Annotated in this window: 20 protein-coding genes; 9 read left to right on the top strand and 11 right to left on the bottom strand. The window is 60.6% G+C overall.

Annotated elements, in window-relative coordinates; all coding sequences use genetic code 11:
• The first annotated feature begins 4 nt into the window (after positions 1–4).
• From ACTG2W_RS21075 to dkgB, 5 genes are all read left to right on the top strand, one after another.
• On the top strand, positions 5–403 hold the full coding sequence (locus ACTG2W_RS21075) for a DUF6404 family protein (RefSeq protein WP_371155196.1): 399 nt from the start codon (positions 5–7) through the stop codon (positions 401–403).
• Positions 390–752 (top strand): VOC family protein, encoded by a 363-nt coding sequence (locus ACTG2W_RS21070; RefSeq protein WP_106843976.1) that lies wholly within the window; start codon positions 390–392, stop codon positions 750–752. Before ACTG2W_RS21075 ends, ACTG2W_RS21070 begins: the two co-directional genes overlap by 14 nt.
• A 265-nt stretch (positions 753–1,017) precedes the next feature.
• Positions 1,018–1,602, top strand: coding sequence for a HEPN domain-containing protein (locus tag ACTG2W_RS21065; RefSeq protein ID WP_106843977.1), 585 nt, complete (start codon positions 1,018–1,020; stop codon positions 1,600–1,602).
• Between the two features lie 206 nt (positions 1,603–1,808).
• Positions 1,809–2,105 carry a putative quinol monooxygenase gene (locus ACTG2W_RS21060; protein WP_106843978.1) on the top strand — a complete coding sequence of 99 codons (297 nt, stop codon included), beginning with the start codon at positions 1,809–1,811 and terminating at the stop codon, positions 2,103–2,105.
• A gap of 65 nt (positions 2,106–2,170) precedes the next feature.
• Positions 2,171–2,974, top strand: coding sequence for a 2,5-didehydrogluconate reductase DkgB (dkgB, locus tag ACTG2W_RS21055; protein WP_106843979.1), 804 nt, complete (start codon positions 2,171–2,173; stop codon positions 2,972–2,974).
• A gap of 162 nt (positions 2,975–3,136) precedes the next feature.
• Here dkgB and ACTG2W_RS21050 read toward each other — a convergent pair whose 3' ends face one another.
• Entirely contained in the window at positions 3,137–4,144 is a 1,008-nt protein-coding gene (locus tag ACTG2W_RS21050) for an HAD family hydrolase (RefSeq protein WP_106843980.1), read from the bottom strand.
• Positions 4,145–4,485: 341 nt separating this feature from the next.
• On the opposite strand from ACTG2W_RS21050, the gene ACTG2W_RS21045 reads away from it, so the two are divergent.
• The gene (locus ACTG2W_RS21045; protein WP_106843981.1) at positions 4,486–5,664 is read left to right on the top strand and encodes an MFS transporter; all 1,179 of its coding nucleotides are present in this window, start codon (positions 4,486–4,488) and stop codon (positions 5,662–5,664) included.
• A gap of 143 nt (positions 5,665–5,807) precedes the next feature.
• Positions 5,808–6,479 carry an NAD(P)H-dependent oxidoreductase gene (locus ACTG2W_RS21040; RefSeq protein ID WP_106843982.1) on the top strand — a complete coding sequence of 224 codons (672 nt, stop codon included), beginning with the start codon at positions 5,808–5,810 and terminating at the stop codon, positions 6,477–6,479.
• Positions 6,480–6,579: 100 nt separating this feature from the next.
• Here the strand turns inward: ACTG2W_RS21040 and ACTG2W_RS21035 are convergent, their stop codons facing one another.
• From ACTG2W_RS21035 to ACTG2W_RS21000, 8 genes are all read right to left on the bottom strand, one after another.
• On the bottom strand, positions 6,580–7,188 hold the full coding sequence (locus ACTG2W_RS21035) for an HvfX family Cu-binding RiPP maturation protein (protein ID WP_106843983.1): 609 nt from the start codon (positions 7,186–7,188) through the stop codon (positions 6,580–6,582).
• A complete protein-coding gene (locus tag ACTG2W_RS21030; protein WP_106843984.1) occupies positions 7,185–7,979 on the bottom strand; it encodes an HvfC/BufC family peptide modification chaperone in 795 nt (264 codons plus the stop codon). The genes ACTG2W_RS21035 and ACTG2W_RS21030 overlap by 4 nt, the downstream gene beginning before the upstream one ends.
• Entirely contained in the window at positions 7,972–8,829 is an 858-nt protein-coding gene (locus ACTG2W_RS21025) for a DUF692 domain-containing protein (protein ID WP_106843985.1), read from the bottom strand. The genes ACTG2W_RS21030 and ACTG2W_RS21025 overlap by 8 nt, the downstream gene beginning before the upstream one ends.
• A complete protein-coding gene (locus ACTG2W_RS21020) occupies positions 8,817–9,146 on the bottom strand; it encodes a hypothetical protein (RefSeq protein WP_042056354.1) in 330 nt (109 codons plus the stop codon). The genes ACTG2W_RS21025 and ACTG2W_RS21020 overlap by 13 nt, the downstream gene beginning before the upstream one ends.
• Positions 9,139–10,098: an MBL fold metallo-hydrolase gene (locus tag ACTG2W_RS21015; RefSeq protein WP_106843986.1), complete on the bottom strand. Its 960-nt coding sequence runs from the start codon at positions 10,096–10,098 to the stop codon at positions 9,139–9,141. Before ACTG2W_RS21015 ends, ACTG2W_RS21020 begins: the two co-directional genes overlap by 8 nt.
• A 128-nt stretch (positions 10,099–10,226) precedes the next feature.
• The gene (cydX, locus tag ACTG2W_RS21010; RefSeq protein ID WP_005337572.1) at positions 10,227–10,337 is read right to left on the bottom strand and encodes a cytochrome bd-I oxidase subunit CydX; all 111 of its coding nucleotides are present in this window, start codon (positions 10,335–10,337) and stop codon (positions 10,227–10,229) included.
• A 16-nt stretch (positions 10,338–10,353) separates the two neighbouring features.
• Positions 10,354–11,493: a cytochrome d ubiquinol oxidase subunit II gene (gene cydB, locus ACTG2W_RS21005; protein ID WP_106843987.1), complete on the bottom strand. Its 1,140-nt coding sequence runs from the start codon at positions 11,491–11,493 to the stop codon at positions 10,354–10,356.
• A complete protein-coding gene (locus ACTG2W_RS21000; RefSeq protein ID WP_033135850.1) occupies positions 11,493–13,064 on the bottom strand; it encodes a cytochrome ubiquinol oxidase subunit I in 1,572 nt (523 codons plus the stop codon). Before ACTG2W_RS21000 ends, cydB begins: the two co-directional genes overlap by 1 nt.
• A 122-nt stretch (positions 13,065–13,186) precedes the next feature.
• Here ACTG2W_RS21000 and ACTG2W_RS20995 point away from each other — a divergent pair, with 122 nt between their 5' ends.
• Positions 13,187–14,602 (top strand): aminotransferase-like domain-containing protein, encoded by a 1,416-nt coding sequence (locus ACTG2W_RS20995; RefSeq protein ID WP_106844021.1) that lies wholly within the window; start codon positions 13,187–13,189, stop codon positions 14,600–14,602.
• Positions 14,603–14,695: 93 nt separating this feature from the next.
• On the opposite strand, the gene ACTG2W_RS20990 is transcribed toward ACTG2W_RS20995, so the two are convergent.
• On the bottom strand, positions 14,696–15,154 hold the full coding sequence (locus tag ACTG2W_RS20990) for a GNAT family N-acetyltransferase (protein ID WP_181281652.1): 459 nt from the start codon (positions 15,152–15,154) through the stop codon (positions 14,696–14,698).
• A gap of 154 nt (positions 15,155–15,308) precedes the next feature.
• Positions 15,309–15,947 (bottom strand): tellurite resistance TerB family protein, encoded by a 639-nt coding sequence (locus ACTG2W_RS20985; protein WP_005347072.1) that lies wholly within the window; start codon positions 15,945–15,947, stop codon positions 15,309–15,311.
• Between the two features lie 138 nt (positions 15,948–16,085).
• Between ACTG2W_RS20985 and ACTG2W_RS20980 the strand changes: the two genes are divergently transcribed.
• Positions 16,086–16,553, top strand: coding sequence for an acyl-CoA thioesterase (locus ACTG2W_RS20980; protein ID WP_041208541.1), 468 nt, complete (start codon positions 16,086–16,088; stop codon positions 16,551–16,553).
• Positions 16,554–16,639 lie beyond the last annotated feature (86 nt).

Genomic DNA, 16,639 nt, shown 5'->3' with positions numbered 1-16,639 from the left:
TACCATGACATTTGAAGAGCGGCTGGCCGCCGCCCATCAGGAGCTGGCTAACAAAGGGGTATGGCATGCCAACTACAATCCCCCGCTGTGCAGACTGCTGCGCAGGTTCGGTTATCCCGTCAAACCACCTCACTATGAGGGTTGGCTAACCAACGTTCTGGTATTCGGGGTAGGCATTGGTCTGGTATGGGGCATGGCGATGTGGTTTTTCAGTTGGCACCCCATGGGGATAGATCCGCTGTTTGCCCTGCGCCAAACAGCCCTGTTTGCGGGATTCTGCGGCCTGACCATGGCATCTTGGCTCTGGCTACGGCGCAAGCAGCTTAAACTGACCCCGTGGGAGCAACTTGCTGAGCCCACCGATGCTGATGATGAGGGAGACGAACTGAATGAAAGCCCATGAAAAACTGAACTATGTGGAGTTTGCAGCCAGAGATCTTGCCGCCACCAAGGCCTTCTTTCAGGCCGCTTTCGGCTGGCAATTTGCCGATTACGGCCCCGATTATTGCGCCTTCGAGGGAGAAGGGCTGGATGGCGGCTTCTATCGCGCCGATCTGTGCAGCCAGAGTGCGCAGGGCGGCGCCCTGCTGGTGTTCTACAGCGCCGATATTGAAGCGACTCAAGCCAAGGTGAGCCAACACGGTGGCACAATCAGTCGCCCACTATTCGACTTCCCCGGTGGACGCCGTTTCCACTTCGTTGAGCCCAGCGGTAATGAGTTTGCAGTCTGGGCTGAACCGGCCTGTGCGTGATGGGTTAGTGGGAGAAGCATCCACACGATGCGCCCCAACAATATCCATAATCAGCCGTGATCTCTTACAAATATCTAAAAATACTAATGAATAACTTTTTTGTGATCTTGCCGATGCAATTTTTTGGAAACAATGAAGTATCATCAGCATTCAATGCTAATGTCTGTTATTAGCATGATGCTGCTCTTGTATATATGTTTTTCATATCCATATATTGAATACCAACCATACAATACTTTAAATACCGTTTTATCTGGAAGGGAATATGTCAAAAGCAATTCAAGGATTTGAATACGCAATAAAAGATGCTGAAGAGTTATTAGCCCATTTTGATAGTGTAAATGCAAACCCACCTCCACCAAACAGCGAAGTACTAAAACGAGCAGGACTTGTAATGGCACTCACTGCATGGGAAACCTATGTAGAAGATCGTGTTGTCGAAGAAATGCATAAAAAGCTTGCGATTGTTCAAGGTAGCTATCTTGGTGATTTTATATTAAAAAAACTTCATACAGATTTGAAAACATTCCACAACCCTAGCTCCGATAAAACAAAACGAATCTTTCAAGACTATTTAGGGTTTGATGTCACTGAAGGATGGCGGTGGTCAAATTACGAGCCAGATAAAGCCAGATCAACATTGAATCAATGGATTAAGAAGCGTGGGGATGCTGCCCATCGCTCAAAACCTATAAACTCAGGAATTCCATCAGCTCATTTGATTAAACGTGACGAACTTGAAAAAGTAATCAGATTTATAAAAGACTTGGTGAAGGCCACCGACAACTATGTCAATGAAAAGATAGATCAGCACCATGCTTCTGTTTTTGAGAGACAGCATCAGATATGAAGCTAAACAACTGAAAAAATAGTGCTGTATCTTGGCTATTCCATACTAACTACGCAAATCTAACTATCACTTGACACCGACTTTGTCGGTGTCATTTATTGGTTCCCATTGCTGCTCTCCCCTCAATACTGTTTTGCGACCAGCGCCCTGTTTCCTGCAAGTCACGGCAGGCATACTGACCCTTCGTTTTTGCCAAGGAGGTTCAGATGTCATCACCCGTGATTGTGATTGCCCAGCTTGAAGCCAAACCCGAACTCGCCGCCCAGTTTCGCGCCGCCCTTGAGCTACTGATTGCGGCCACCTTGCAAGAGGCGGGCTGCCAGCGCTATCAGCTGCATCAGGACTTGGACAATCCAAACAGCTGGATGCTCTACGAGGTGTGGGAGAGCGAAGCGGCCCTCACCGCCCATCAGGGCCAACCCCACTTTACCGAATTTGTCGCCAAGGCCGAGCCCTGGTTTGCCAGCAGCACCATTCGCCGCTATCAGCCACTGGGCGCCTGACTGGCCCTAGAGCCTGTTTCTGTTCAGCCCATCAAGGGCCAACCACCACCCCATTGAGGAACGAGATGATCAATATGCCACCCATGGGTCTGGGCACCTTCCGCCTGAAGGGCGAGCCGCTGCTTGCCACCCTGACCAACGGTCTGGAGCTGGGCTATCGCCATATCGATACCGCCCAGATCTATGACAACGAAGCCGAGGTCGGCGCCGTGCTGACCCGCAGTGCCATTGCCCGTCACGAGATCTACCTGACCACCAAGGTGTGGACCAGCGAGTTTGGCCCGGGCAAGCTGATCCCGAGCCTTGAGGTGAGCCTGGAAAAACTGGGCACCGACTATCTGGATCTGGCGCTGATCCACTGGCCCTCCCCCAAGGATGAGGTGCCGATGGCGGTCTATCTGGAGCAGTTGGCCGAGGCCAAGGCCCGGGGGCTGACCCGGGAGATCGGGGTCTCCAACTTCACCGTGGCCCAGCTCAAACAGGCTATCGAGATTTTGGGGCCTGGGGCCATCGCCCACCAGCAGATCGAGGTTCATCCCTTGCTGCAAAACCGCAAGGTGGTCGAGTTCTGCAAGGCCCAGGGTATCGCCGTTACCGCCTATATGCCGCTCGCCTATGGCAAGGTGCTGAGCGAGCCGCTGCTGATGGAGATTGGCCAGCGCCACGGGGTATCGGCGGCGCAGATATCGCTGGCCTGGCTGCTGGCGCAGGACATGACAGTGATCCCGAGCTCCACCAAGCGGGAGAATCAGGCTGCCAATCTGGCCGCTCTCGATATCACCTTGAGCAGCGAGGAGATGGCCGCCATCGCCACGCTGGATAGGGGCGAGCGCTGCGCCAATCCCGACTTTGCCCCTGCGTGGGACTGACGCGAAAGGCGTGAGACTAACGCGAAAAAAAGGCTGGCTCTGCCAGCAAGCCAGATAAAACAGGGAGAGCATCATGCTCTCCCTGTCTCTTTTCTTGCCTCACGCTTTGCAGCGCTTGCTGAACGTCCAGCCGCCATATTGATGCCAGATGCAGCCCCGCAATCAGGGCGCGTTCTGGCAAAGGGCGGGATCGAACACTTGCTTCCAGTCTGATTTCATATCGACCACCACCCAGCCCCGCGCTTTTGCCTGTGCCAGCCCGTCGATCAGCTTGCCGCTGGCTGGCGGATGACTGTCGTAGGCGTATTCGCGCTTGGCATCGGTGTGGTGCACCAACAAACCAAAAGTGTGGTAATCCGGGTTGGTCGAGGTGTATTGCAGCATGGGCACGTCGCCATCGCTGTTACCAAAGGCGCCGACCGGACCCTGCCCCATAAAGAGGTGAATGGCGGCCGGTTTCGCCTTGCTGTCATCGAAATAGGCGCCGTTCATGGTCTTGCGGATCTCGCTGCCCTCCCCGGTCAGGGCAAACTCGCCGAGGGTAAAGGAGCCAATCACCTGCTGGGGCGGGATGCCATACATCTGCTCGGACATCACCCGCATAAAATCGACGCCGCCGCCGGAGACAATCCAGGTCTGGAAGCCATTATCCCGCAGATACCCCAGCAGCTGCTTCATCGGCAGATACCCGAGCTGATCGTAGTGGCAGCCAAAACGGGGATCCTTACTGCTGTTGACCCAGCGAGTGACCCGCTCGGCAAACTCGGTGGTGGTCATGCCGCTGTGGGTCAGTCCCACCAGCTTGGCGAGCCCTTTCTTCCCCGATTTGGCCACGGCCTTGAGGTCGTTGTTCAGCACTGCCGTGACGATGGGGTCGGCCTTCCACTCCGGGTGTTCCGGCGCCAGGCGCTTGATCTCGTCCATCGCAAACTGCAGCTGATAGGTCATGGGCGCTTCCGGCCAGAGGGTGCCGTCATTGTCAAACACCACATGGCGCTTCTCTGGCGGAATAAAAGTGGCCTGCTGCTGATCGGTGGCATTGGTTACCCAGCGGGTGATCTCCTGCTTGGCCGCCGTGTCATTCCAGGCAGAGAGGGGATCGCTCTGGCCAGCCTGTACCGCAAAGGCGCCGCACAGCAGCAAAAGAGAGGAGAGTCGATTCAATGTCATCATGTTACCTGTCAGCTGGATATTGCCTGTAGATGAAAGCGCACGGCCATCACAGCACCGGCGCACATGGGTTCAACACACTGGTTTCACAGGGAAAATCCTATGGCTGCCAGCTTGTACTGGAGCTTAAGCAAGCTCAGAAAAGGAGCAGCGTTCATCCCGTTTTGCGCAGCAGATCACTGCGTTGCGCTCACGCAGCGGGCAACACAATCTCCTCCCACTCAGCGTTATTGCTGCATATTTGGCAAAAGTAATTTGCTGTCACCGTCATTTTTGCCAACAAAACCCATCGGCATACTGGCGCCATTCTCCCGTCGGGAGTCCCTAACCAAGGAGTTGTTATGCCACTGGCGTTATTTGCCCTTACCCTGAGTGCCTTTGCGATCGGCACCACCGAATTTGTGATCGTGGGGCTTATCCCCACCATCGCCGAGCAGCTCAATGTCTCGCTCCCCTCCGCGGGCCTGTTGGTCAGCCTCTATGCCCTTGGCGTAGCCATCGGTGCCCCCGTGCTCACGGCGCTGACCGGCAAGGTGCCGCGCAAGTGGTTGCTGGTGGGGCTGATGGCACTCTTTACCGCCGGCAACCTGCTGGCCTGGCAGGCCCCCGGTTACGAGAGCCTGATCGTGGCCCGCATCCTCACCGGATTGGCGCACGGAGTCTTCTTCTCGGTGGGCAGCACCATCGCCACAGGTCTTGTGGCCAAAGAGAAGGCGGCGAGCGCCATCGCCATCATGTTCAGCGGCCTTACCGTGGCGCTGGTGACCGGCGTACCGCTCGGCACCTGGATTGGTCAGGTCTTTGGCTGGCGTGAAACCTTTCTGGTGGTGAGCCTGCTGGGTCTGGTCGCCATGGTGGGTAGCCTGCTGCTGATCCCGAGCAACCTGCCCAAGGGGGCGGCCTCGACCATCCGCGAGCAACTCTCGGTACTGACCAAGAAGCCGCTGCTGCTGGTCTACGCCAAAACCGCCCTCGGTTATGGCGGCGCCTTCACGGCTTTTACCTTCCTCGCCCCCATCCTGCAGCAGGTGAGCGGCTTTAGCGCCGGTGCGGTGAGCCTGATCCTGCTGGTCTACGGGGTATCGGTCGCCATCGGCAATATCTGGGGTGGCAAGCTGGCCGACAAGATGGGCCCATTGCCGGCGCTGAAGCTGCTGTTTGCCGGTCTGGCGCTGGTGCTGCTGGCCCTCACCTTCACCGCCCCCCATCCGTTGCTGGCCGTGCTCACCGTGCTGGTGTGGGGTGCCTTTGCCTTCGGCAACGTGCCGGGTCTGCAGGTTCTGGTGGTGAAGCAGGCCGAGCTGCACACCCCCAAGGCAGTGGATGTGGCATCGGGCCTCAATATTGCCGCCTTCAACGTTGGCATTGCGCTGGGATCTGTGGTCGGTGGTTTTGTGGTGGAACACCTCGGCCTGATGCACACCCCCTGGATCGGCGCCCTTATCGTGCTGCTGGCCTACGGGCTGACCCATGTCAGCGAGCGCCGCGAAGCCCTCCGGCTCGCTGCCTGTCAGGCATAAGCTGCGCCAGCAGGCGTCACGCAAAGACGTGGCGCCTGCTGCGATCGGCGCGGCAGGCTTCTATGCTGTGACACAGCCTCAACCCCTCAACTGTTTCAGCAACCAAGCCTGTCACCCTCGCATCATTTGCCACGGAGTCTGTTATGAAGGTGCTTATCGTCTATGCCCATCCCGAACCGAAAAGTTTCAACGGTGCCCTCTTCTGCCACGCCATCAGGGCGCTGGAGCTGGCGGGCCACACAGTGATGACCAGCGATCTCTATGCCATGGGCTTTGATCCCGTCTCGGATCGGCGCAACTTCACTGCCGCCAGCGATCCCGATTTTCTCAAGCTGCAACTCGAAGAGCTGGCTGCCACCGAGCAAGGTAGCTTCGCCCCGCATCTGGAGCAGGAGATGCAAAAGCTGGAGGCGGCCGATCTGCTGATCTTCCAGTTTCCGCTCTGGTGGTTTGGCCTGCCCGCCATTCTCAAGGGGTGGGTGGATCGGGTCTTTGCCATGGGGCGGGTCTACGGTCAGGGCCATATCTACGAGAGCGGCAAGTTTCGCGGCAAGCGGGCCCTGCTGAGCCTGACTACCGGCGGCCCTGCCGAGACCTATCTGCCCGACGGCTTCAATGGCGATATCGACGGGGTGCTGCGCCCCATCCAGCGAGGGATCCTGCAATTTGTCGGCTTCGATGTGCTGCGCCCCCATATCTGCTATGCCCCGGTGCGGGTCTCGCAAGAAGAGCGGGAAGCCTGGCTCGCTCAGTGGGCCGAGCGCCTTGGCCAGATTGAGCAGGAGTCCCCCATCGCAGTCGGCCGCTACCAGTAACAGCTGCCCCCCCACACAGCACAAAAACAGCGAGCGGCCCCTGGCCGCTCGCTGTTTTTCACGCTCTGTCGTTATGGTTTTTGTTATCCGTGGGCAAGCCTTATGCCGCCTGTTGCACGCCTGCTTTGCCGGTCACCGCCCGCTTGAGCCAGTAGTCGAGGCTGACGTAGCGGCCACCACTATAAACCAGCAACACCAGCAGCATCACGAAGTAGGTAGCGGCAAACTCCATCCCGTTGTTGAGCATCACGGGATCACCCAGCTCAGTGATGTAGTTGTAGCGACCGGGGAAGTTGGCGGCCAGCCACTCGATAAAACCGTTGAGGCGCAAGGTGGCCTCCATACTGCCAGTGGCGATGGCGTCCCAGCCGTGCTTCCAGTGCACCATGGCGCTCGCCACGCTCATCAGGAAGATGGTGGGAATGGCCATGATGCGGGTAAAGAGGCCAAGGGCGATGCAGATGCAACCCAGAACTTCAGTGCCCGCCGCCAGAAAGGCGAGCAGGGTCGGGAACGGCAGGTTGAGCCCCCCTTCCGAGACCGGCGCGCCAAACCAGGCGACCGTGCCGGCAAAGCCCATCACCTTGGAGTGGGCCCCCACATAGATGACCGGAATGAGATAGAGGCGAATGGCCAGCAGGGCCAGAAAATCGAGCCGCTTGCACTGGGCCACCGCCCGCTCGTACCACTGGATCAGAGTGTTGTTCATGGGAATTCTCCTTGGTGTTTGCTAAATGGGGGCAAGGGGCGGCCGGGCTGGCGCTCGCCAACGGGCAAGGTCAGCAGACCCAGCCGGTAAAAATGGCGTGCCCACTCGATCAGATCAAAGTCGCGGCGAACCTGTTGTACCTGTTGTTGGAACGCGGCTTGGGTGATCCCCGGCTGCTGTTGCAGCAGCTGGATCAGCGCCACATCCCATTCGCGCAAGCGCTGGGTCACCACCTGATGTTCCGGGCTGCGAAACAGGCCATAGAAGTGGTTGCCCTGCCGGGTCGGCACCACGCCGCTGCGACGAATGGCAAAGGGGAGCTCAAGCAGTTGCAGGGTGGGATTGAGCACAAACGAACTCTCCGCCGTCACCACCTCCCCCGGCAACACTTGCGGCACCACCCCTTCATCAATCTCGACACAGAGGCAGGCCCACTCGTACTCCAGCAGCGCCAGCCGCTGCTTGGGCCAGTTGAGAGAGCCTTCACTGTGGCGATGCTGCACATAGCGGACAAACTCGGTGGCGATATGGTGAAACTCGGGGGCCTCAGCGCCGTGCGCGATAACAAAGCCCTCCACCAGTTGCCACCTGTCCACCGGTGCCCAGTGAGCGTGGGTGAGCGGAAAAGCGCTCTCCAGCACCGACTCCACATTGGCGCGCACGCTGCGGGCATAGTGGCTGGCGATGCCATCCTGCGGCAGCCGCACCCGGCTTGCCAGCCAGGCTGTCTGTTGCTGCATCCGCTGCGGTGCCGTTTTGGGCGCAGTGATCAGGGATAACCGTCTATCCATAGCGCACCTCCCGCACCTGACGGTCGAGTGCCTCGCAACAGGCGCCGTGCACCCGCGCCAGCTCGGCCTCCAGCTCTGCCAGCGGTGGCAGATGGTGATCCCGCTCCAGCAACAAGGGGCGCAGGCCATGGGTCTGAACCGTATAACGGGCCAGCGCCACCACCTCCTCGCACACCGGTTTGCCATGGGTATCCAATAAAGTGCCGTCCGCCTCTTCCAGATGACCGGCGATATGGAAGTAACGGATCGCATTGCCCGGCAGCCCGGCGATCATCCGCTTGGGGCAGTAACCGTGGTTGCGGCTGTTCACAAAGACGTTGTTGATATCGAGCAGCAGCTCGCAACCGCTGCGCGCCACCAGCTCGGCGAGAAAATCCTCCTCCGGCATCTCGTGGTCATAGCCGTGGTAGTAGGAGATATTTTCCAGCACCAGCGGGCGGGCCAGCGCCTCCTGCACCTGCGCGATCCGCTCTGCCAGATAGGGGATGTTCTCCCACTGGCGCGGCACAGGTAAGAGCTCATAGAGATAGCCCTGCTGGTCGCGGGAAAAGCTCAAATGCTCGCTGTAGATCCCGATACCGAACTCATCCAGAAAGGTGCGGATCTGGCTGAGCAGGGTGCGGTTGAGGGGCTGACAATCGCCGAGGGAGAGGCTGAGGCCGTGGGCCACCAGCGGGTAACGCTCGGCCAGCTGATGCAGCTGCGCCCGCTTGGCTCCGCCTATAGCCATCCAGTTCTCCGGCGCCAGCTCGAGAAAGTCGATGCCGGGACGGACGGGGCCGGAGCAGAGCGCATCCAGATGCTCCTGACGCAGCCCGATCCCCCGACTGCGGGAGCTTATTGGCCGCATACCCCCTCCGTCATCTTGCTGCCCTGGCTGGATGTATTGCCATCAATCCCCTCGCCCGCCACGCCACACTTGCCATCGCGGGCGCGCACCAGCCGCCCCTGCGGATCACTGTCGAGGGCCTGCTTCTCGAAGCGCTTCTCGGTGCCGCACTTGCCCGCCGCACACTTGCCGCCGTGCTGTTCGCTGGGGGCGGCTTTCACCGGCGCATCGCTCGGAGTGGCCGCCAGCGCCAGCCCCGGTGTCAGGGCAATCAGACTGGTCATGGCGATGGAGAGGGTCAGTTTGCCGGTGGTTTTGTTGCTGCTTGAGTTACTCATGAGCGGACTCCTTGACGGATGAAACGGGGTAGCTGGAGAGATCGCGGGCGGCCACGATCTGGCCGTGGAACTGCTGCTTGACGATGGCCATCGCCTCTTTCTTGTGATTGAGGCCAACCCCCATCCAGTGGTTGAGCACCAGCAGCTTGGGGTTCACCTCGGCGGCAATCTTGGCCACCACAGATGGTTTGGCATGGAGCGAGGCGGAGACAGGGTCGGCCCCTTCGTGGATGGCGAGCGGCATCACCAGAATGTCGGCCCCCTTGGCAAACGGCACAAAGGCCGGGTTGCTGCCGTTCTGATCCGCCGAGATAACGATGGTCCCCTCGGCGCTCTCGATGCGATAGGCCAGACAGGGCACGTCACCGTGAGGGATGCCGAGCGCCGTGATGGTCAGCCCATCCTGCTGATAGACGGTGTGGGGCTGCGGACTCTGGTAGGGCACATCATGGAGGGTGATGGGGAAGAGGCCATCGGTGCCATCCTTGAAGCCGCTCAGGTAGGCATAAGCGCCCTTGTCCTTGTTGAAGAGGGCATCAAAGTAGCCGCTCATGCTGGGGAAGGCCGAACCGGCTTGCGGCCCCGCCAGATCCAGCGGATCGCTGCGCTCGAAGAAGTAGGCCCCCTTGAGCAGGGCGGGCAGGTCGGTCACATGGTCGGTGTGAAAGTGGGTGATGCCGATAAAATCGACCTCTTCGAGCTTGGCCCCCGCCTGACCGAAGCGCAGGTAGACGCCGCCACCGGCATCTATCAGGATGCGGGATTTCCCCTTCCACCAGATCACCTCGCTGGAGGAGGCACGCAGGTCGTCGGAGATGGGGCCACCACTGCCGAGCACCTGCAGGGTGAAGGTTTTATCCAGTGGTGCCAGTTGTACCGGCTCGGCACAGGCCGGGGCGACGGTGAGCGCGCACCCGATGGCCAGCGCCACCGCTTTCAATCTCTGTTTCATCACAATTACCTGTCGGTTGGTTGTCGGTTGAAAGTGTGTCGTGTGTGTCGTTTAAAGAGGGGGAGAGAGGGGCCGATGGCGACGTGTGAACGCCAACCACCGGCCGTGGCGGGGCGCGAACCCCGCCGTCAGTTACCGTCCCGTTCGTCCGCCTGCCAGCGCGCTTCCAGCCAGAGCAGGTTGCACAGGCCCAGCAGCAGGGCGAATCCGAGGCCCAAAATCCAGGTGAAGTACCACATAGCAGATCCCTTGAGGTCAGTAGAGTTGATGGCTGTCGCGCTTGATGCGGGCACGGTCGAGCTTGCCGCGTACCACCCGATAGACCCAGCCGGTGTAGCCCAGGTTGACCGGCATCAGCACCAGCACGAGGCCGAACATGATGGCCAGGGTCTTGTAGCTGGAGGTGCTGTCCCACAGGGTCAGGCTGCTGACCGCATCGAGGGATGAGGGCAGCACGAAGGGGAACAGGGCGATGGCCACCGAGCAGAGCATGGCGGCGCAGGCGATGGCGCTGGCCAGCAGCGCAATCCGGCCCCGCTCCAGCCAGGAGGCAATCCCGCTCACCAGCGGCGCCAGCGTCCCGATGATCGGCACCAGCCACAGCAGCGGATAGTCAAAGTAGTTGCGCAGCCAGCCTCCGGCGTGGGGGATCACCCCCTTCATCAGCGGGCTGATGGCAGCATTCGGGTCAAAGGGTTGTGTGCCGACACCGGTCAGCTGAAACCCTTGCAGATCCACCAGATGCCAACCGGCCAGCAGATAGCAGAGGCTCACCAGCGGGGCCAGCAGGATGGCGATCCCCCGTGCGCGCAGCGCAGGGGTGCCAGTCACCTTGGCTTGCAGAAAACCGGCGCCGTGCAGCAGCAACAGGCTGATGGCAGTGGCCAGCACTGAGAGCAGCCAGCCCCAGTGGAAGTCGAACGCGCCGTAGTGCAAACGCAGCGCCGTGTCGAAGCGAAACGGCAGCCCCTCCATCACCAGACCGATAGCCGCACCGAGGATAAGCGCCGGTATCAGGCCACCGGCCACCAGCGCCCGATCCCACCAGCGGCGCCAAACCGGATCGGCCAGCTTGCTGCGATAGTCAAAGCCGACCGGACGCAAAAATAGTCCGAGCAGCAGCACCACCATGGGGATGTAGAGCCCCGAGAAAGCGGCGGCATAAACCAGCGGCCAGGCGGCGAACAGGGCACCGGCGCCGGCAATCAGCCATACCTGATTGCCCTCCCACACCGGCCCCACGCTGTTGATCACCAGACGGCGGTCGTCGTCATCTTTCGACACCACCGGCAGCAGCATGGCGATGCCGAGATCGAAACCATCCATCACGATAAAACCGACCATCATGAAGAGCACCAGCGCCCACCAGATGAGTTTCAGGGTTGCGTAATCCATCAGGCGATCCTCGCAAGTTCGGGTTGTTCACCGCTGTAGCGGCCGGTATGGAGAATGGCGGGCCCCTTGCGGATCACATGGCGCAACAGGAACAGCTCCACCACCAGCAACAGGGTGTAGATGGAACAGATGGCGATGAGGCTGAACCAGAGTTGGCCCGGCTGAAGCAAAGAGACCGAGGCCGAGACCGGCAGCACATCGCTGATGGTCCAGGGTTGACGGCCGAGTTCGGCCACCAGCCAGCCCGCCTCGATGGCAATCCAGGGCAGCGGAATGCTCCAGAGCAGGGTCTTGAGCAGCCGTGGCGAGTCTTGCAGCCGGTTGCGGCAGAGCTGGACAAAGCTCACCACCATCAGCCCCAGCATGGTGACGCCAAGCCCCACCATCACCCGAAAGCCCCAGAACAGCGGTGCCACCGGCGGGATAGAGTCATCGACCGCTTTGGCAATCTCCGCCTCACCGGCCTTGGCGATATTGCTGGCATAGGGGGTGAGCAGCATGCCGTAGCCAAGATCCTTGCCGTGCTGCTCGAAGCGGGCGCGGTTGGCCGGGCTGTCATCGCCCTGCCGGATCTGGTCGAGGGCCTCGGCCGCCACCATGCCGCTGCGAATGCGCGCCTCGTTCTGCACCTTGATATCCTTGAGGCCGGTCACCGCCTCGTCGATGGAGCGGGTGGCGATGATCCCCATCAGATACGGGATCTTGATGGCGGCGTGGGTGGTCTCTCCCTGCTGATCCGGGAAGCCGAACAGGGTGAATGACGCAGGCGCGGGCTCGGTCTCCCACTCCGCCTCGATGGCGGCGAGCTTGACCTTCTGCACCTCGCCGGTGCGATAGCCCGACTCATCCCCGAGCACAATGACCGAGAGGATGGCCGCCAGCCCGAAACCGGAAGCAATGGCGAAGGAGCGCAGGGCAAACTGCACCTCGGTTTTGCGCAGCAGATACCAACTGCTCACCCCCATCACAAACATGGAGGCGGCCACATAGCCTGCCGCAACGGTGTGAACGAACTTCACCTGCGCCACCGGGTTGAACAGCACGGCGGCGATATCCACCAGCTCCATGCGCTGGGTCAGCAGGTTGAACTCGGCCCCCACCGGGTTTTGCATCCAGCCGTTGCCGATCAGGATCCAGAGCGCCGAGAGGTTGGAGCCGAGCGCCACCAGCATGGTCACCAGCAGGTGCTTGCCGCGAGAGAGCTTGTCCCAACCGAAGAAGAAGAGCCCCACCAGGGTCGATTCGAGGAAGAAGGCCATCAGCCCCTCGATGGCCAGCGGAGTACCGAAGATGTCCCCCACATAGTGGGAGTAGTAAGCCCAGTTGGTGCCGAACTGAAACTCCATGGTGATCCCCGTGGTGACCCCCATGACGAAGTTGATGCCAAACAGTTTGCCCCAGAAGCGGGTGATGTCCTGATAGATCACCTTGCCGGTCATCACATAAGCCGACTCGGCGATCACCAGGATCCAGGACAGCCCCAGCGTGAGGGGCACAAACAGGAAGTGGAACAGGGCCGTGGCGCCAAATTGCAGGCGAGACAGGCTGACCACGTCATCCGGATTGATCATGCGTCACTCTCTTTTGTTGTATTTGCCTTGCACGTTTCGTGCGTGACAAGTACATCACGGAGCATGACACCTATAACAGATGCAGTTATATTGAATTACACCTATAACAGTTGATCCAGATCATGTCCCTTTACCAGCAGTTGGCCGACCGCCTGCAAAGCCAGATCGACGATGGCATCTGGCAACCGGGGGAGCGCATCCCCTCCATTCGCCAGAGCTGCAAGACCCACGGGCTCAGCCCCATGACGGTGTTGCAGGCCTATCAACTGCTCGAAAGTCAGGGGCGGATCCTCGCCCGCCCCCAGTCCGGCTACTACGTCAAAGCCGCCTCACCACAGGTCGTGCAGCACACCCCGAGCCAGACTCACTACAGCGGCTCGGTGGATATCAACGATCTGGTGTTCGAGGTGTTGCAGGCGAGCAAATCACGGGATCTGGTGCCTCTTGGCATGTCGGTAGCAGACCCGACCCTGTTCCCCCATCCCCAGCTCGGGCGGGCGCTGGCCAGTTGCATGCGCAAGCTCGATCCCTTCAGCACGGTGGCCGACCTGCCCCCCGGCAACGAAGCGCTGCGCCGCGCCATCGCCCAGCGCTACGCCAGCGACGGGGTGGCGGTCAATCCGCAGGAGATCATCATCACCACCGGCGCCATGGAGGCGCTCTCCCTAAGCCTGCAGGTGCTGACCGAGCCCGGTGACTGGGTGGTGGTGGAGTCCCCCACCTTCTATGGCGCCCTGCAAGCCATCGAGCGGCTGAAACTCAAGGCGGTGGAGATCCCGGTTATTCCGGGGGTGGGCATCGATCTCGACCTGCTGGCCGACGCCCTCACCCGCATTCCGGTCAAGGCGTGCTGGCTGATGGGCAATGTGCAGCACCCGCTGGGCCACACCATGCCCGATGCACACAAACAGGGGCTGATGGCACTGCTCAACAGCCATGGGGTGCCGCTGGTGGAGGATGACGTCTATGCCGAGGTCTACTTTGGCCGCGAACGCCCCAAGCCGATCCGCCACTGGGATCAGCGTGGCGACAGCCTGCTCTGCAGCTCCTTTTCCAAATGTCTGGCACCGGGCTTTCGGGTCGGCTGGGTGGTGGCGGGGCCCCATGCCGAGCGGGTGCAGCGGCTGCAACTGATGTCCACCCTCTCCACCAATGTGCCGAGCCAGCTGGCGCTGGCCGAGATGCTGCGCCAGGGCGGGGTCGATGCCCACTTTCGCCGTCTGCGCCACACCCTGGCCCAGCGCCAGCAGCAGATGCGAGCGACCCTGCAGCGCTTGCTTCCGGACGAGGTGCGGATCTCCTCCCCCGATGGCGGCTACTTTCTCTGGTTGGAGTTTCCGCCCCGCCTCGACAGCCGCGCCCTGCACGCCAAGGCTCTGGGCAGCGGTTTTTCAGTAGCCCCCGGCGCCCTCTTTTCCAGTCAGGGGCAACACAACCACTGCCTGCGCCTCAACAGCTCCCATCCCTGGAGCGAACAGCTGGAGCAGGCCCTCACCCGACTGGCCGCGCTGATTGCCGCACAACTCGGTGAAAAGTAACGCGGCAAAGAGCCGCTGACGAAACGAACAAAGGCCCGTAACGGGCCTTTGTGGTTGGGGAGTGACGCGCCTTGGCTCGCCATCAAAAACTGATCATCTGGCCATGATCTGCGACTGCACCTTGAAGCCCAGCGCCTCGTAGAGGGCTTGGGCGCGCTCGTTGAAGGCCATCACCTCCAGCCGGATTTGCTGAGCATCACGGGCCTTGGCCCACTCATCGCAATGGGCGATCAGCGCCTTGCCAATCCCGCGGGAACGGTGCTGATCATCCACCACCACCGAGCCGATGCGGCAAATCGGCGCACGGGTGAGAAATGGCACGCTCTCATTGATATCGATCCGCGCCGTCAAAAAGCCCACCACCATGCCATCCTGCTCGGCAACGCAGAACAGACGCCCTTCCACGCCGATGGCGCTCAGCAAAAATGCCCGCTCCTCTGGTGACGGCGGGCAGAACACCTCGGGGTAATGTGCATGATGGATCTCTCCAATCTGCCGGTTCAGCTCGACAATGGCATCGATATCCAGTTCGCTTGCCTTGCGTATCTCCAACGGTTGCTCCTTGCAAAAATGGTGATGGTCCTGCGCCATCTTAGGGGCTGTGTCCCGCAATCCAAATAGGCTCATCCCTATCTTTTGACGAGCAGCAGAAACAACAACGCCCCTTGAGCGGGGCGTTATCGGCAATCCATGGCGATGAGGGATATCAGGCGGGGGCGTTAAGTTGGGCCACCTGCCGCTCGATGCTTCCCTTGAGGTTGTCATCGAGTTTGAGGGCGCGCGCCAGTTCGTCGAGATAGCCTCGCTCCATAAAGTGATCCACCTCGATGGCGAGCAGGGAGGCGAGATAGACCTCGGTGGCCAGCTCCATGTCGGTCACTTCCCGCGCCAGCGCGTGGGGATCGAGGGGGCGGGCCAGCTCGGCGTCAATCCAGCGGGCGACATCGCTCTGACCCTGTTCGGTCAGGTACTCCTGAATTTTCTGGCGCTCGGCGCCGTCGATATGGCCATCGGCCCGGGCTGCCGCCACCATGGCGCGCACCAAAAGCGCCGCGCGGGCATCCAGCGCATTGCCTTCCAGCCCACTGATGGGATGAGTGGGCTGGGCTGGCGCCGACTGCTGGGCCTGCCAATCCTGATAGAGCTTGTAGGCCAGCCCGCCAAGGGCTGCGGCGCCGCCCACGGCAGCGGCCTTGCCACCATATTTGCGCACTTTTTTATTGCCCAGCAGCAGACCGAGCGCGCCACCGGCCAGCGCCCCCTGCATCTGCCCCTTGCGCTTGTCTCCGCCTTCGTTGAGCCAGCCTTTGCCTGCCCCCAACAACTGTTCCAGCATCTGTTTCATGGTGTCACTCCTGCGGCTATGTTCCCGTCGATAGAGCAAGATAGTGACCCCGCCCCCCTGAATCGGGGATGAACCCTTGACCGGGCAGGGCGATGGGGCAAAGCTCAGGGAAACCCTTCAGGCAATAAGGATGTAACTGTGCCAAATCGCGAACTGACCCTGCAATTTCTGGCCGAACCCTCCGACGTCAATTTCGGCGGCAAGGTACACGGCGGCATGGTGATGAAGTGGATCGATCAGGCGGGCTATGCCTGCGCCGCCGGCTGGTGCGGCGGCTATGCGGTGACCGTCTATGTGGGGGGGATCCGCTTTTTGCGCCCCATCCAGATTGGCCAGCTGGTGGAGGTTCACGCCCAGGTGATCCACACCGGCACCACCAGCATGCATCTGGCGGTGGATGTCTACAGCCGCCATCCCACCGAGACCGAACGCCACAAGACCACCCACTGCATCATCATCTTTGTGGCGATGGATGAGCAGGGCAAACCGACCCCGGTGCCCCAGTGGCAACCACTGAGCGAGAGCGATCTGCAGTTGCAGCAGTACGCCAAAAAGCTCATCGCCCTGCGCGAGGAGATCGACAAGGAGATGCGCCAGCACCTCTGACCTTCGTGGCTCACAACCCGACAGAGCGGGCGCTTTCGGCCAACGGCGGCGCCCCTGTATAATCCCCCCTCTTCCCGCAACCGGAA

Source organism: Aeromonas sp. 96A, assembly GCF_051919165.1.
Taxonomy (GTDB): domain Bacteria; phylum Pseudomonadota; class Gammaproteobacteria; order Enterobacterales; family Aeromonadaceae; genus Aeromonas; species Aeromonas veronii.
Note: the sequence above shows the minus strand (reverse complement) of the source record. Positions and strands in the feature narration are given on the sequence as shown.